The 16,065-nt window shown below is 64.2% G+C and carries 13 protein-coding genes; 8 read left to right on the top strand and 5 right to left on the bottom strand.

The window, feature by feature from the left end; all coding sequences use genetic code 11:
* Window positions 1-181 precede the first annotated feature (181 nt).
* Together J2W49_RS17585 and J2W49_RS17580 are read left to right on the top strand one after the other, a co-directional pair.
* On the top strand, window positions 182-643 hold the full coding sequence (locus J2W49_RS17585; RefSeq protein ID WP_310319166.1) for a GatB/YqeY domain-containing protein: 462 nt from the start codon (window positions 182-184) through the stop codon (window positions 641-643).
* 141 nt (window positions 644-784) lie between these two features.
* A complete protein-coding gene (locus J2W49_RS17580) occupies window positions 785-1,408 on the top strand; it encodes a hypothetical protein (protein ID WP_310319164.1) in 624 nt (207 codons plus the stop codon).
* A 69-nt stretch (window positions 1,409-1,477) separates the two neighbouring features.
* On the opposite strand, the gene J2W49_RS17575 is transcribed toward J2W49_RS17580, so the two are convergent.
* Window positions 1,478-2,362 carry an EamA family transporter gene (locus J2W49_RS17575; RefSeq protein ID WP_310319161.1) on the bottom strand — a complete coding sequence of 295 codons (885 nt, stop codon included), beginning with the start codon at window positions 2,360-2,362 and terminating at the stop codon, window positions 1,478-1,480.
* 68 nt (window positions 2,363-2,430) lie between these two features.
* Window positions 2,431-3,876 carry a metalloprotease PmbA gene (gene pmbA, locus J2W49_RS17570; RefSeq protein WP_310319159.1) on the bottom strand — a complete coding sequence of 482 codons (1,446 nt, stop codon included), beginning with the start codon at window positions 3,874-3,876 and terminating at the stop codon, window positions 2,431-2,433.
* A 71-nt stretch (window positions 3,877-3,947) separates the two neighbouring features.
* Between pmbA and yjgA the strand changes: the two genes are divergently transcribed.
* From yjgA to J2W49_RS17555, 3 genes are read left to right on the top strand one after another with little or no spacing between them, the layout of a single operon-like run.
* Complete coding sequence (yjgA, locus tag J2W49_RS17565) at window positions 3,948-4,622, top strand: ribosome biogenesis factor YjgA (RefSeq protein WP_310319156.1); 675 nt, start codon at window positions 3,948-3,950, stop codon at window positions 4,620-4,622.
* Window positions 4,619-5,221: a molybdopterin adenylyltransferase gene (gene mog, locus J2W49_RS17560; protein WP_310319152.1), complete on the top strand. Its 603-nt coding sequence runs from the start codon at window positions 4,619-4,621 to the stop codon at window positions 5,219-5,221. Before yjgA ends, mog begins: the two co-directional genes overlap by 4 nt.
* A 22-nt stretch (window positions 5,222-5,243) precedes the next feature.
* Window positions 5,244-5,720, top strand: coding sequence for an FKBP-type peptidyl-prolyl cis-trans isomerase (locus J2W49_RS17555; RefSeq protein WP_310319150.1), 477 nt, complete (start codon window positions 5,244-5,246; stop codon window positions 5,718-5,720).
* 63 nt (window positions 5,721-5,783) lie between these two features.
* On the opposite strand, the gene cysE is transcribed toward J2W49_RS17555, so the two are convergent.
* Both cysE and J2W49_RS17545 read right to left on the bottom strand, forming a co-directional pair.
* Window positions 5,784-6,554: a serine O-acetyltransferase gene (gene cysE / locus J2W49_RS17550; RefSeq protein WP_310319147.1), complete on the bottom strand. Its 771-nt coding sequence runs from the start codon at window positions 6,552-6,554 to the stop codon at window positions 5,784-5,786.
* A gap of 10 nt (window positions 6,555-6,564) precedes the next feature.
* Window positions 6,565-7,317 carry an RNA methyltransferase gene (locus tag J2W49_RS17545; RefSeq protein ID WP_310319144.1) on the bottom strand — a complete coding sequence of 251 codons (753 nt, stop codon included), beginning with the start codon at window positions 7,315-7,317 and terminating at the stop codon, window positions 6,565-6,567.
* Between the two features lie 228 nt (window positions 7,318-7,545).
* On the opposite strand from J2W49_RS17545, the gene J2W49_RS17540 reads away from it, so the two are divergent.
* The gene (locus J2W49_RS17540; protein WP_310319143.1) at window positions 7,546-8,487 is read left to right on the top strand and encodes an inositol monophosphatase family protein; all 942 of its coding nucleotides are present in this window, start codon (window positions 7,546-7,548) and stop codon (window positions 8,485-8,487) included.
* 653 nt (window positions 8,488-9,140) lie between these two features.
* Here the strand turns inward: J2W49_RS17540 and J2W49_RS17535 are convergent.
* Complete coding sequence (locus tag J2W49_RS17535) at window positions 9,141-12,407, bottom strand: PAS domain-containing protein (RefSeq protein WP_310319141.1); 3,267 nt, start codon at window positions 12,405-12,407, stop codon at window positions 9,141-9,143.
* 191 nt (window positions 12,408-12,598) lie between these two features.
* Between J2W49_RS17535 and mutS the strand changes: the two genes are divergently transcribed.
* On the top strand, window positions 12,599-15,238 hold the full coding sequence (mutS, locus tag J2W49_RS17530) for a DNA mismatch repair protein MutS (RefSeq protein WP_405001045.1): 2,640 nt from the start codon (window positions 12,599-12,601) through the stop codon (window positions 15,236-15,238).
* Entirely contained in the window at window positions 15,235-16,062 is an 828-nt protein-coding gene (locus J2W49_RS17525; protein WP_310319139.1) for a proteasome-type protease, read from the top strand. The genes mutS and J2W49_RS17525 overlap by 4 nt, the downstream gene beginning before the upstream one ends.
* Window positions 16,063-16,065: the final 3 nt, after the last annotated feature.

Genomic DNA, 16,065 nt, shown 5'->3' with positions numbered 1-16,065 from the left:
GGGTGGGGGCAATCTTTGCCAGTCGGTCTGAGCCAATAGCCGGAAGTTCCAGGCCCTCCACCCCAACCCCTCAACCATACAAGCCGGTTCCTCGGGTGCCCCCCCTGGTCTGGCATCCTCTCTTGCTGACGGCCTTGCGCGACAATTGGCGGTTCATCTGAACAATCAACGGATTTGCACCATGAGTCTCAAAGCACAGATCACCGAAGACATGAAGAACGCCATGCGCGCCAAGGACACGGAGCGTCTGGGTGCCATCCGCATGTTGACCGCCGCCATGAAGCAGAAAGAAGTGGACGAGCGCGTGGAGCTGGACGATGCGATGGTGGTGGCCATTGTGGACAAGCTGGTGAAGCAGCGCAAGGACTCCATTGCCGCCTTCGAGCAGGCGGACCGCCAGGACCTGGCAGACAAGGAGAAGGCCGAAATGGCGGTGTTGCAGGCCTACCTGCCAGCGCGCCTGTCTGCCGAAGAAGTCGCAGCCGAGGTACGCGGCATCGTCGCCGCGCTGGAGACCGAACTCGGGCGCGCTGCCGGCCCAGCCGACATGGGCAAGCTCATGGCTGCGGCCAAAGCCAGCCTGGCCGGCAAGGCCGACATGGGACAAGTGTCGGCAGCCGTCAAGGCTGCGCTCGCACGCTGACGTGAAAAAGGGCTACGGCTCCAGCCCACCGTCGGAAAAGGAGCCGCTGATTCGGCGGGACGCGCCCCCAGTCCGGCGGCCGGGTCAAGAAACATTTGCTCACATTAGAATGCTTCGTTACCTGTATCCGTGGGAGCGAGGATGACGATTCGAAGAACCTGTTTCTGGGCCAGCCTGTTGCCTGCCATGCTGGTGGCTCTGAGCACTGCGCCGGCCGACGTGTCGGCCCAGACCACCTACGCCTGCAAAACCCAGAGCGGTATTGCCTACCGGTCGTCCGCGCCCTGCCCCCGGTCCAACCAGACGCCGGGCATGGTTTATTACGGCCCCACCGAAAAACCCCGGCACGATTCGTCCCGGCCACCACCCAAGGTTGACCGTGCGGGAGAAGAGATCGGTTACATGAGCGCCAAGTGCGCGACCATGCAGGACGGCATCCGCACCGGACCGGCCCGGGGCCTGAGCCGAGAAACGCTGCAAGAAGCCAGGAACACGTTCAATAGGGAGTGCGGCGACGAACGGCGAAAAGCCTCCCGAGAGGTCTGGAAGGACAAGCGCGAACGGGAGAAGGCAGCTGAGCGTGAACAGGAGCTCGCGCAACAGCGCAAGCAGGAATCCAGCGCAGCAGAAGAGCGTTACCGCAATCAGTGCGCAGAAATGCGCATCTCTATCCGCAGCCGCAAGCAGCGCGCCAATCCCACAGAAGGTGAGCTGCGCGACCTGGCGTTGTTTGAATCGCGGTTCAAAGACCGCTGCGGAGAGTAGCTCCCACCCCGGTAGCGCTTCGCGCTACCCCGTGTGCAGGCTTGATGCTTGACTGGCAGGGTGAGCCGCTCAGAGAATGAGAGCGGTTCCCACCACGGCCAACGCCGCGCCCAGCCAGGCACCCACGGCTGGCCGGCGCCGGTACACCAGCCAGAGCAGCGGCAGGATCATGATCGGCGTGACCGACGAAAGCACGGCCACCAGGCCGGCCTGACCGTGCCGCATGGCCTCCAGAATCAGCGTCATGCCCAAGGCCATGGCGACCGCTGCGCTCATGAAGATCAACCCGGCATCGTTCCAGCGCAAAGGCGCTTTGGCCTTGGCAGCCTGCCAACCCAGTGCCAGCAACACGGCGTGAGCCGCCAGGGCCATGCTCATGCGCACCGCGCTGGCCGCCACGGCGTCGATGCCGGTGGTCATCAGTGGCTTGAGCATCAGGGTCGCCACCGACTGGCACAGCGCTGCCAGCAGGCCCAGCCCCACGCCCACCACCAGCGGACCACGCGTCTGCTCCCAGCCGTGCAACTCGTCACTGCGCTTGCCCCAGACGATGGCCATCATGACCCCGCCCACGAGCAGGCCACTGCCCAGCAGCGCCCAGCCCCAGATCACCTCGCTCAGAAATGCCCAGGCCAGCACAGCAGAGAACAGCGCATGGGTGGCAAACAGCACGCCCGAGCGTCGGGGACCGAGGCGGTTCATGCAGGCGAACAGCGCCGTGTCGCCAATGAAGATGCCGATCAGCCCTGAAAGTGCCAGCAGACCCATGGCCGATGCATCCAGGCTGCGCCAGCCGCCGCCCATGAGGGCCAGCGCCCAGAGCAGCAGGCTCGCAAACAGCATGCGCCAGCGGCTGAAGGCAAATGCACCGAGGCGCTGCGCAGGCAGCGCCGAAAACAGGCTCGACACCGCCCAGCAGGCGGCCGCCAGCAAGGCCAAGGCTTCAGGGCGCATCAAGAACACCTGGGATGGGAAGGGTCACCGGCCAGCGCAGTGAAGTGCGCGCATGCCAGCAGTCCAAATCAGCTGCCCGCCACTTTCATCCTGTTGACAAGGATGGAGCCGACAGTCTTGGCGCCGTAGTTGTAGGCATCGCTGCCCACGGCTTCAATACCCAGCAGCATGTCCTTGAGGTTGCCGGCAATGGTGATCTCCTGCACCGGGTAGGCGATTTCGCCGTTTTCCACCCAATACCCGGAGGCGCCGCGGGAATAGTCGCCGGTCACGTAGTTGACGCCCTGCCCCATCAGCTCGGTCACGAACAGGCCCCGTCCGAGCTTCTTGAGCATGGCCCGCAGATCGTCGCCGGGTTGCGTCAAACGGCTGGTCAGCGTGAGATTGTGCGAGCCACCGGCATTGCCCGTGGTGCGCATGCCCAGCTTGCGCGCGGAATACGTGGAGAGGAAATAGCCCTGCACTTTGCCGGCGCTCAGCACCTTGCGCCGCGCGGTGCGCACGCCTTCGTCGTCGAATGGTGCGCTGCCCTTGCCGTTAATCTGGTGCGGGTCTTCCACGATGTCGATGTGTTTGGCCAGCACGCGCTTGCCCAGACTCTCATTGAGAAACGTGGTCTTGCGGTAGAGCGCGCCGCCGCTGGTGGCCTGCACATAGGCGCCGAGCAAGCCGGCCGCCAGCGGGGATTCAAACAGCACCGGGCATTCGGTGGTGGCAATCTTGCGGCCGTTCAGGCGCGCCAGCGTGCGTTCAGCAGCGTAGCGCCCCACGGCCTCGGGTGTGGCCAGGTCTTGCGGTGCACGCTGCGAGCTGTACCAGTAGTCGCGTTGCATGTTGGCACCCTTGCCCGCGATGGGCGCCACCGACAGGCTGTGACGCGAACTGGCATAGCCGCCACTGAAGATGCCGGGCTTGCCGCGTTCACCACCGCGCATATGGGCCGTGAAAAAGTGCGACTGCTGAGCCGACACGCCTGCCCCTTCGCTGTTGTTGATCTTGCGGCTGGTGGCGAATGCGGCTGCTTCGCAGGCCAGAGCAATGTGCATGGCCTCTTCCGAGGTGATGACCCAAGGGTGGAACAGATCCAAGTCGGTGTAGGTGTCGGCCACGTCTTCCGGATCGGGCAGACCGGCCACCGGGTCTTCGGCGGTGAAGCGGGCGATGTCATAGGCGGCTTGCACTGTCTGGCGCACGGCAGCGGGTGAAAAATCAGACGTGGAGGCGTTGCCGCGCTTGCGGCCCAGGTACACCGTGACGCCCAGCGATTTGTCGCGGTTGCGTTCCACGTTCTCCAGCTCACCCTTGCGCACCGACACGCTCAGGCCTGCACCTTCGGAGACCTCGGCGGCGGCATCGGCAGCACCCAGCTGCTTCGCATGCGAGAGCGCAAGGTCCACCAGTTCTTCGAACTGGCTGCGGGCGTACTGGAAACCGGCCAGCGGTTCGTGCGATGAAGCGGGAGCGGCGGCGGGGGTGGAAGGGGCTTGAACCAGGGGTGATGGGGCTTTTTTCATGTCGACGGCTATGATACTTGCCGCCCCCCTTGGCCGCTGCGCGTCCAGCGCAAGCCCACTTTGAGAGATCCATGTCCCGCAAACCCACCAAAGGCTATTACGTCCGTGGCCAGTTCGTCGCCGAAGGCAGCGAACTCGACCTGGAGCTCAAGCGCGAGCTCAAGGGTTCGACCGACATGAGCAAGACCGACATGAAAAAGCACAGCGACCACCTGCAGGCGCTGGGTGAAAGCTTGCTCACACTGGGCGCCCCTGCCCTGAGCCGCCTGAGCGAAACGCTCGATCTGTCCGAGAAACTCACCGACGCGGTCGTTGAGGCCAAGCGCATCACCAACTTCGAAGGCCGGCGCCGGCAGATGCAGTACATCGGCAAGCTCATGCGCCGGCTCGACGAAGACGCCATCGCTGCCATCGAGGCGGCGATCGAAGAACAGCGCAAGCCCTCGGCCAGCGCCACGCTGGCCCTGCACCAGGCCGAACAGTGGCGCGACCAGCTGATCGCGGACGACGACGCCCTCACCCGCTGGCTGAGCAGCGTGCCCGATGCGGACGTGCAGAACCTGCGCGCACTCATTCGCCAGGCGCGCAAGGACGCGCAGGCCAGCTCGGCGCAGGAACGCGCCGGCGAAGCCGTGCGCCACGGCAAGGCCTACAGAGAAATCTTCCAGATCGTGCGCACCGCTCTGAACAAGGACAGTGACGAGGAAGTGATCGATCCCGACGCCGAACAGCCCTCAACACCATGACCGAAGCCAGCCCAACACCCGATGCCGTGCGCATCGGCATCGTCTCCATCAGCGACCGCGCCAGCACTGGCGTCTACCAGGACCAAGGCCTGCCCGCCTTGCAAGACTGGCTGACCCGCGCCCTGAAGAACCCCATCACGTTTGAATCGCGCCTGATCCCGGACGAGGTCGACACCATCAGCGCCACCCTGATCGAACTGGTCGACGCCGGCTGCTCCCTGGTGCTGACCACCGGCGGCACTGGCCCCGCCCTGCGCGACGTCACGCCCGAAGCCACCCTGGCCGTGGCACACAAGACCATGCCCGGCTTTGGCGAACAAATGCGCCAGATCAGCCTCACTTTCGTACCCACGGCCATCCTGTCGCGCCAGGTGGCGGTGATCCGCAACCAGAGCCTGATCATCAACTTGCCCGGTCAACCCAAGGCCATCGCAGAGACCCTGGAAGGCCTCAAGCACCCCGACGGCACCCAGAAGGTCAACGGCATTTTTGCGGCCGTGCCGTATTGCATCGACCTCATCGGTGGCCCCTACCTCGAAACCCATGATGAGGTATGCAAGGGCTTCCGACCCAAGAGTGCGGTGCGCGCCACCCGTTGATACATCCGACCGAAAGCCCCCAATGAAAATCACCAAAGACACTGTCGTCACCATCACATTCAAGGCCACGAACGCCCAGGGCAAGTTGCTCGAAGATGGCAAGGAGCCACGCGCCTACCTGCACGGTGGCTACAACAACACCTTGCCCGGCATTGAAAAGGCGCTGGAAGGCCAGGAGAAAGGCTTTCAAAGCACGCTGATGCTTCAGCCAGAAGACGCTTTCGGCGTGCGCGACGAAAGCCTCGTGACCACCATTGCCAAACGCGACTTCCCGCCTGGCGTGAAGGTGGGCGGTCAATTGGAAGGCACAGATGCCCAGGGGCGCCAGCAGGTGTTCACCGTGCAGAAGATCAAGGGTGACACCGTGTACCTGGACGGCAACCACCCGCTGGCCGGCGAGGTGCTGCACTTCGCGGTGAAAGTGGTGGATGTGCAGCCGGCCAGCGCCGAAGAGCTCGCGCATGGGCATGCCCACGGCGCGCACGGCCATCATCACTGAACACGCCAAGGTATTGGCACACCCCGCGCCGTGCTTTCAGCGCATCACGAACGAGGATGGGCCTTATTTCCCTATGAGTTGATTGAGTTTTTCAGCCTCAAAACACTCTTCACGCGCCGCATCCTTCGGCACACAGTCACCGTCGCGCATTTGCGAGAGCTTTTCAATCGCACTCCACAACAGCGCGATCTGGTGTTCCTGGCTGGCGGTGCTGTCGATCAGGCCACGCATGGCCTGTGACAGCGGGTCGTCTTCCTGTGTGATGCCATAGGCCTGGAATTTCGTCCCTTGTTCGGTCACATCGGCACTTTCCCCGGTCTTGCTGGGGATGATGCGCGCTGGAATACCCACAGCCGTGGCGCCAGCGGGCACGGGCTTGATGACCACGGCGTTGCTGCCGATCTTGGCGCCGTCGCCCACCTCGAAGCCGCCCAGCACCTTCGCACCCGCGCTCACCACCACGTCCTTGCCCAGCGTGGGGTGGCGCTTGGCGCCCTTGTAGAGCGAGGTGCCGCCCAGGGTCACACCCTGATAGATGGTGCAACCGTCGCCAATCTCGGCTGTTTCGCCCACCACAACACCCATGGCATGGTCGAAGAACACGCGTTCGCCCACCTTCGCGCCCGGGTGAATCTCGATGCCGGTGAACCAGCGCGCGAGGTGTGAAATGAAGCGGCCCAGCCACTTGAAGCCGTGCGTCCAGCACCAGTGCGCAGGCCGGTGCAGCCACACGGCATGCAGCCCGGGGTAACAGGTGACCACCTCCCAGACGGTTCGCGCCGCGGGATCGCGGTCGAGCACACACTGGATGTCGGAGCGGATTCGGGCAAACATGGCTGGCAGTCTAGCGCTTCGCCTGATCGGCGGCCTTGAGCATCGCCTTGGCAACACCGCGAAGAATGTGGATTTCTTCGGGCGTGGGCGCGGCGCGGTTGAAAAGCTGGTTGAGGCGGGGCATGAGCTTCTTGGGCGCTGCCGGGTCCAGAAAGTCGATGGCGACCAGCGCCTGCTCCAGGTGCTGCAGCATGCCGGCGAGGGATTGCGCATCGGCGGCCGGACGCTCAGGGGTGGTGGGCGGCAGATCAAACCCACCCAGCGCCTGGCGCCAGTCGTAAGCAATCAGCTGCACCGCTGCCGCCAGATTGAGTGAGCCGAATTGGGGGTTGGTCGGAATGCTCAGACAGGCATGGCACCGGTACACGTCCTCATTGCGCATGCCAAAGCGCTCGGAACCGAACAAAAACGCCACGCCCTCTGGCTGCGGCACCCCACCGCGATCCACGCTCGAACTCAACAGGGACTCGAAGTGCGCGCGCGGTGCCCGGGTCGGCGGTCCAAAGTCGCGAGGCGTCATGGCGGTGGCGCACAGGTGGCTGATGCCATCGAGGGCTTCGTCCAGCGTGTCCACCACACGGGTCTTGTCCAGCACGTCGTTGGCCCCGCTGGCGCGCTGGATGGTTTCTTCGCGCCGTAGCACATTGGCCCAACGAGGCGCCACCAGCACCAGATCATCAAAGCCCATGACCTTGAGCGCGCGGGCGGCACCGCCCACATTGCCGGCGTGGCTGGTCTGGATCAGGATGAAACGGGTATGCATGAGGTCCCCCCCGCGCCGCTGCGCGTCACCCCCAGGGGGCCACACCAGCAGCCCGGCGGAGCCGGTTCTGCGGTGTGTGCTGGGTGGGGCTCGCGCTTCGGTGAGGTGTTTGGTGTGTTGAAACGGTAAAATCCCTAATTGTCGCCGCCCCGTATCGCCCAGGGCCGAGCCTTCCCGCTCTTCCACTGTCACGCGAGCAGCCCGCTGCCGCGCAAAGGTTCACAATTCATGTCGTCCACACTCCACCCCATGCTCAACGTGGCCATCAAGGCCGCACGCCTTGCCGGCACCATCATCAACCGCGCAGCACTTGACGTGGAATCGGTCCGCGTTTCGGTCAAGCAGACCAACGATTTCGTGACCGAAGTCGATCAGGCCGCGGAAGCGGCCATCATCGACACCCTGCTCACGGCCTACCCGGACCACGCCATCTGGGCCGAAGAATCGGGCAGGCGCGAAGGACGACATGGCGGCGCCGACCACGTCTGGATCATCGACCCGCTCGACGGCACCACCAACTTCATTCACGGCTTCCCGGTCTACTGCGTGAGCATTGCGCTCATGGTGGGCAACAAGCTGGAACAGGCCGTGGTCTACGACCCCAGCCGCAACGACCTGTTCTGTGCCACGCGCGGCCGCGGCGCCTACATGAACGACCGCCGCATCCGCGTGGCCAAGCGCACCGGTTTGCGCGAATGCCTGATCTCCACCGGTTTTCCTTTTCGCCCGGGCGACGCCTTCCAGACCTACATGCAGATGCTGGGCGATGTGATGCCGCGTTGTGCGGGCGTGCGCCGGCCCGGCTCTGCCGCGCTCGACCTGGCCTATGTGGCTGCCGGCTTCACCGACGGTTTCTTTGAAATGGGCCTGTCTCCCTGGGACGTGGCCGCCGGCGCGCTGCTGGTGACCGAGGCTGGTGGCCTGGTGGGCAATTTCACAGGCGAGTCGGACTTCCTGGAACAGAAGGAGTGTCTGGCGGCGAACCCGAAGATCTACGGGCAACTGGTGAGTGTCACGGGCAAGTACAGCAAGTTTGCGAGCGCGGGGGACAAGGCGGCTGTGCGGCAGGCGAGGGGTTCGATTTCGGTGGCTGCGCCGGAGGCGGCTGTTGCTCCTGTTGCGGGCGAGGAAACCGGTGCCGCTAAACCAGACGAAGCGGCACCTTTTTAAGTTCCCGGCTGCATTGGAGACATAGGTGACGGAATCCTCGTAGTCTCTCTGCGAGACGGATCTGCGTTGTCGTTGTACCACTGCTTTCGTGGCGTGCCGGGATGTGCGCCCGGCGGCGCACCTACTTTCTTTGTGTCGACAAAGAAAGTAGGCAAAGAAAACGACCCCTGCTGCCCGAGACCCTCCGCTGCGCTACGGGCACCCTGCGGTGCTCGCCCTGGGCGGGGTCTGCGCAAACTCGCCTTCGGCTCAAACATGCGCAGCCCTTGATCCGCCCAGGCCTGTGCTCCTCGGCTCGCGCAGAAGGGGTCTTCTCCGATTGGCAGTGCTCCACGCATGAGCGGAAGTCCGATCCCGATCCCGCATTCGGGCCCCTTCTGCCGGTGCCGAGGAGCGCAGCAGCGGGCGGAGAAAGGGCCGTGCGTGTTTGAGCGTAGCGAGTTTGCACGGACCCCGCCCGCTGCGAGCACCGCAGGTTGCCCCGAAGCGAAGCGCAGGGGTCACCGGCAGCAGGGTCGCCTTTCTTTGGGTTACCTTTCTTTGGCGACGCAAAGAAAGGTAACTCGGCCGCCGGGCCGAGACCCGGCACGCCGCGAAAGCGCACCGACTTGCCAAAGAGCGAAATCAGCCCAAGCAAAGAAGAATTAAGAACCTCAAGGATGCGGCAACCGGAACCAGAAAGTCGTCCCCTGCCCAGGCGCAGAATCCGCCCAGATTCGCCCCCCATGCCGCTCCAGAATGCGCGCCACAATCGCCAGCCCCACACCCGTACCCGGCACATCACTGCCCGCATGCAGGCGCTGGAACAAGCCAAAAAGCTTGTCGGCGTGAGCCATGTCGAAGCCCATGCCGTTGTCACGCACAAAGTAGGCGCGCTGGGCAGGGCTGTAGCCCACCTTGAGTTCTGGTTTGGCCTGGTGCCGTGAGTACTTCAGCCCGTTGTCCATCAGATTGAACAAGACCTGCCGCAGCAGCGTGGCGTCTCCCATGGCTTCTGGCACGGCGTCGAGTTCGATGCGGGCATGTTCATATTGGGGGGCCAGCACCTCGGCCACCGACTGCGCCAGCAGGTGCAGATTGACCGGCACGGCCGCCAGGTCCACACGCACCACTCGAAGCAATTCGAGCATGTCGGTGATCATCTGCCCCATGTTGCGTGAGGATCGATTGATCCGGTCGAACATGTCGCGCGCCAGCGGGCTCAAGCGGTCGCCCTCTTCTTCGGCAATGAGCGAGGCAAAGCCGTTGACAGAACGCAGGGGGGCGCGCAGGTCGTGCGCAATGGAGTAAGAAATCGCCTCCATGTCGCGCATCGAGCGTTCCAGTTCGGCCGTGCGTTCGGAAACGCGCAGCTCCAGGCTGGCATTGAGCGCTCGCACCTGCTCCTGGGCCGCCACCCGCGCGCTGATGTCCACATGGGTGCCCGACATGAACAGCGGGCGTCCGTTTTCGTCTCGCTCATGGACCCGACCCCGGTCGTTGATCCACACCCAGTGCCCCGCCTTGTGGCGCATGCGCAGGTCACATTCGTAGAACTCCAGATCGCCCGACAAATGCCGCTCCAGCACATGTTCGGCAAATGGAAGGTCGAGTGGATGCGCAAGCCGCCGCCAGGTGTCGAACGTGGTCGGCTGGAGTTCTTCCACCGTGTAACCCAGCATCGTGGCCCAATGCTCGTTGATGGTGGTCTCCGAGGTCACCAGGTTGGTTTCCCAGACGCCGGGTCGCGTGGCCTCCAGCACCCAGGTGAGACGCTGACGCTCGTGAGCGAGGGCCTCCTGGGCCTGCACGTAGGAGGTCACGTCGGTGTAAGTGCGTACCATGCCCCCATCGGGCAACTTGCGGGTACTGACTTCCAGCATTTTGCCGTCGAGGGTGCGGCGCAGGTAAGTGTCCGGCGCCAGTGTCCGGGGTTCTTTGGCCACAAAGGGTCGCACCGCCGGGTCCATCAGCGACAGGTTTTCGCCAAAATCGCCCCGGTCGATCTGGAACTGGCCAATGCGTTCGAACGTGGGGTTTTCCGCAAACAGCCAGTCTGGAAGGTCCAACAATTCGAGCATGCGCTTGTTGAAAAAACGGAAGTGCCCTTTTCCATCCACCATCGCCAACCCTTGGCTCACGCTGTCCAGCGTGACCTGCAAGGCGCTGCTTTTCTCCGCCAGCAAATAGCTGGTGTCTTCCAGTTGCTGCAGTGTCTGCTGTCGCTCGGCATGGTCGCGCCGCGCCAACACCAATTGGCGCACCGCACCCAACAAGGGCTGCAGGAATTCGATGTCGGCTTCGCTGTAGCCGCCCGGCTGGTTGGCCAGGCCCACCATCGCAACCAGGCGATCACCCAGTGCCAGCGGAACACCCAGGAACGACTGCATCTCCGGGTGGCCTGCGGGCAAACCTCCCGCTCGCGAGTCGTTGCGCGGATCATTCGCGATCACAGGCTCGCAGGTGACCATGCCATGTCCAAACAGCGTCTTGAGATTGCGGAACTCCATGCCGCCTGATTGCTGCTGTTCATGCAAGCGGCGGGACATTTCGTCCCAGGCAATATTCGTGATGGCGTGTGTCTTGAGGTAAGGGTCGCCCTGCTCGTCGTACAGCACCTCTCCCACGAAGCCGTACTCGCTGCCGGTCACTGAAAGAAAAGCGTCCAGCAAGCCTTCAAAAGCCTTTCGCTTGTCATCGGTTTCAATGAACCGGGCCTGCGCCATGCGCACGGTCTCCAGCATCCTGTTCTGCCGGTCCACCTTTTGCGCAGCCAGCCGCGCTTCGGTGACGTCGGTGGTGAATCCGTGCCAGACGATGGTGCCGTCGTCCTCACGTTGAGGTGCTGCCTCCACCCTGTGCCAGCGCAGGCCGCGCCGGGGCAGAACCACCCGGTAGGTGTGTCGCCAGATGGTCAGGTCGCGGGCCGACCTGGTCAACGCGGCAATCACTTCAGGGCGGTCGTCCGCATGCACCCTGCCAAAAAGACTGCGGGCGTCCTTCTGCAGCTCTGCGGGATCCAGTTCCAACAGCTCGCGCGAAGCGTCATTCACGTACGTGATCGCACTGGTGCCGTCCGGACGCAGGCGGGCCTGGTACATGATGCCCGGCACCCTGGCCGCGATGTTCTGCAGCAGTTGCAGTTGCTGTGCCAGTTGCTGCGTGGCTTCCCGTTCTGCGGTGACGTCCTGCATCACACCGAAATCGGTTCGTGGATTGCCTGCCACTGACGTCTGGCCAATGCGGGTACGAAACCAGCGTTGCTGCCCGTCCGGCCGGGTCCAGCGGAAGTCCACCACGCGGCCATCGAGCGCCTTGCGAGCCTCCAGCCAGGCAGGCAAGTCCTCAGGATGGATACCGCTGCGACCCATCACCCGTGGCAGCACCTCCTTGGGCTCGACACCCGTGATATCGAACAGCCCCTGGGACCAGATCACATCGTGCTCGTTGTCGGTGTTGGTCCAATGCCCCACCAGCGCCAGCTTCTCGATGGCGGCGTGCAACTCCACCCGCTGCTGCAATGCCACGTTGGCGTCGCTGAGCGCCTGATCGGCCTGCGACCTGGCCGCTTCGGCTTCATATTCACGGGTGGCTTCAATGAAATAAGCCAGCACCAGCGGTTCTGGCTTCACATCCAGCAAGGTGGTACGCAAGCGGACGTGGTGCTTCACACCGTCACACAATCTGAGGGTCTGTACATCGTCGCTATGGCGGCCCTCATCCAGATAGCGCTGACGTTCATCAGCATCGGCCCAGTGACCCAGCTCAACCGTGGTGCGACCCACAGCCGTCTCGCGAGTCAGCCCGGTGAGTGCCAGCCAGGCGTCGTTCACAGCCAGCAGGCAGCCATCTCGCTGTCGCGAAACCGACGCAGCCAGCGGCGAAGCCTGAAAAAAGGCCTCAAAAGGCAAATTCAGTTCATGCTGGCTCCCCTGGTACAAGCTGTCGTCTCCTCCGGCCGGCCTCGTGGACAATGGCTTCTCAGGTTCCGCATTGACCATGCTGGCTGGGTCCGCTGTGTGGGGTGAACGGTGTCGGCTGGGTGACATTCTGACCAAATTGTGCCGGACTGGCTGGAACGCATTGCACAGGCCCGAACTGCTACAGTCACTGGCTGACCTGCCACCGCCCGATGAGCCCTGCCTTGAACGCCCCGCTGGACAAACACACCCCCATGATGCAGCAGTACTTGGCCATCAAGGCCGAGTACCCGCACACGCTCGTGTTCTACCGCATGGGCGACTTCTATGAGCTCTTTTTCGGCGATGCCGAAAAGGCTGCCCGCCTGCTCGACATCACCCTGACCCAGCGCGGTCAGTCGGCGGGCGAGCCGGTGGTGATGGCCGGTGTGCCCTTCCATTCGGTCGACACCTACCTCGCGCGACTGATCAAGCTCGGCGAATCGGTGGCCATCTGCGAGCAGGTGGGCGACGTGGCCACCGCCAAAGGCCCGGTCGAACGCAAGGTGGTGCGCGTGGTCACCCCCGGCACCCTGACCGATTCGGGTCTCTTGTCCGACAAGAGCGAGGCGCTGCTGATGGCGGTGCACCCCGGCGCTCGCACCGGTTATGGCCTGGCCTGGCTGTCGGTCACCCAGGGCATTGTTTTCCTGGCGCAGTGCGCCGGCGACGAACTGGCCGACTGGCTGGCACGCATCGGGCCGGGCGAGTTGCTCTACAGCGCCGAGGTGAGCACAACCACCGAAAAGACCCTGCAAAACCTGGCGGCGGCACAACAGCCCGGCGGCCAGCGCACGGTGGCGGTGGTCCGCCCGGCCTGGGCTTTTGATGCCGCGCTCGGCGAACGCAAACTGCTGGAACAGCTGCAGGCCGCCAGCCTCGCCGCCTGGGATGCCCAGGCTTTGCCCGACGCCCACGCCGCAGCCGCCGCCCTGCTGAACTACGCCGAACACACACAAGGCCGGGCGCTCACCCATGTGCGCACGCTGCGCGTGGCCCGCAGCGACGAACTCATCGACCTGCCCGCCAACACCCGGCGCAACCTGGAGCTCACCCACAACCTGCGCGGGGAGACCAGCCCCACCCTGTTTTCGCTGCTGGATGTGTGCTGCACCGGCATGGGCAGCCGCACGCTGCGCTGCTGGATGCTGGAGCCCCGGCGCGAGCGCACCCAGGCCACCGAACGCCTATCCGCCATCGAAGCCCTGCGCGGCGGACTGTGGCAAAGCCTGCGCCAGGTGCTCAAGGGCGCCAGCGATGTGGAGCGCATCACGGCACGCACCGCACTGCGCCAGGTGCGCCCGCGCGAACTCACCGGCCTGGCCCAGACCCTGGGGCGCGCCCTTCAGGTGGCGTCCTCCCTGCAGGCCGGGCTTCAGAATCCGACGCCCCTGCTGCAACGCATCCACAGTGAACTCACGCCGCCCCCCGGCTGCACCGAACTGCTGCAGGCCGCGCTGCTCGCCGAACCCGCCGCCTTGGTGCGCGACGGTGGCGTGATTGCTGACGGATTTGACGCCGACCTGGACGAACTGCGTGGCATTCAGAACAACTGCGACGGCTTTCTGATCGACCTGGAAACCCGCGAGCGCGCGCGCACCGGCATCGCCAACCTGCGCGTGCAGTTCAACAAGGTGCACGGCTTCTACATCGAGGTCACGCAAGGCCAGATCGACAAGGTGCCCGACGACTACCGCCGGCGCCAGACGCTCAAGAACGCAGAGCGCTTCATCACCCCCGAACTCAAGGCCTTTGAAGACAAGGCCCTGAGCGCCCAGGAACGCGCCCTGGCGCGGGAGAAATGGCTGTACGAACAACTGCTGGACAGCATGCAGGCCTGGGTCGACCCGCTCACCCGCCTGGCCCGTGCGCTGGCCGAGCTGGACGCGCTGTGTGCACTCACCGAGCGTTCGCTCACCCTGAACTGGACCGCACCGCAATTTGTCGCCGAGCCCTGCATCGAAATTCGCGGTGGTCGCCATCCCGTGGTGGAAGCCCGGCTCAATGAAACCAGCGGCGGCAGCTTCATCGCCAACGACACCGTGCTGGGCCCGAAGCAGCGCATGCAGGTCATCACCGGCCCCAACATGGGCGGCAAGAGCACCTACATGCGCCAGGTGGCGGTGATCGTGCTGCTGGCCAGCATGGGCAGCCATGTGCCGGCCCTGAGTTGCCGCCTGGGACCCATCGACGCCATCCACACGCGCATCGGCGCGGCCGACGACCTGGCCAACGCCCAGTCCACCTTCATGGTGGAAATGACGGAAGCGGCACAGATCCTGCATGCCGCCACACCACAGAGCCTGGTGCTGATGGATGAAATCGGCCGCGGCACCTCCACCTTTGACGGACTGGCCCTGGCCAGCGGCATCGCGGCCCATCTGCACGACAAGGCCAAAGCCTTCACCCTTTTTGCCACCCATTATTTCGAACTGACCGAATTTCCAGCCACCCACCACGCCGCCGTGAACGTGCATGTGAGTGCGGTCGAAGGGGGCGGCAAAGGCAACATCGTGTTCCTGCACCAGATCGAACCCGGACCCGCCAGCCGCAGCTACGGCATCCAGGTGGCGCGCCTGGCCGGCGTGCCCGGCGCGGTGGTGCAACACGCCCGCCATGCGTTGGCGGCCCTTGAGGGCCAAAGCGAAAAGAGCCGCCTGCAGGTCGATCTTTTTGCGGCGGCGCCTGTCGAAGAGGCGCCTGAACCGCACCCGCTGGCTTCGGCCCTGCAAGACATCGACCCCGACGCCCTCTCGCCCCGCGAGGCGCTGGAACAGCTCTACCACCTCAAAAAGATCGCCACCCTGCCATGACCTACTGCGTCGCCGTCAAACTCAACGCCGGACTGGTCTTTCTGTCCGATTCGCGCACCAATGCCGGTCTGGACCAGATCAGCACCTTCCGGAAAATGATCGTCTACGAAAAACCGGGCGAGCGTTTCATGTGCCTGCTTTCGGCTGGCAACCTCAGCATCGCGCAGTCTGTGCGAGAGATCCTGCAGGTGGAACAGCTGCGCGACCCGGACAACGGCGAACCGATCACGATCTGGAACGCGCGCAGCATGTTCGATGCCGCGCGCGTGCTGGGCTCGGCGGTGCGCCGCGTGTTTGAGCGGGACGGTGAATCGCTCAAGCATGCTGGCGTGGAATTCAACGTGTCCATGATCTTCGGCGGCCAGATCCAGGGCGAAGGCATGCGCCTGTTCCAGGTCTACTCGGCCGGCAACTTCATTGAAGCCACGCCCGAGACACCGTTTTTCCAGATTGGCGAGTCCAAGTACGGCAAGCCCGTGCTGGACCGCGTGATCCACGCCGACACGCCGCTCAACGAGGCCGCCAAATGCGTGCTGGTGTCAATGGACTCCACGCTCAAATCCAACCTGTCGGTGGGCTTGCCGCTGGATCTGGCGGTGTACGAAGTCGATCAGTTGCAGTCCGACAAGATCACCTGCATCGACGACCAGAATCCGTACTTCCGCATGCTGCACGACACCTGGGGACAGAAGCTGCGCGAGGTGTTCGACAGCATCGAGCACCCCACCTGGGACGGCAGCCACACCGAGGTGCCCTTGATCTGCAGTGGTCCGCGCAGCCAGCCGTTGAGGAAGATTGGGAACGCGCGCGAGAAGTTAATCTAACCC

It is taken from the genome of Hydrogenophaga palleronii, assembly GCF_031457455.1.
Classification (GTDB): Bacteria; Pseudomonadota; Gammaproteobacteria; order Burkholderiales; family Burkholderiaceae_C; genus Hydrogenophaga; species Hydrogenophaga palleronii_A.
This window is presented reverse-complemented; position numbering and strand designations above follow the sequence as displayed.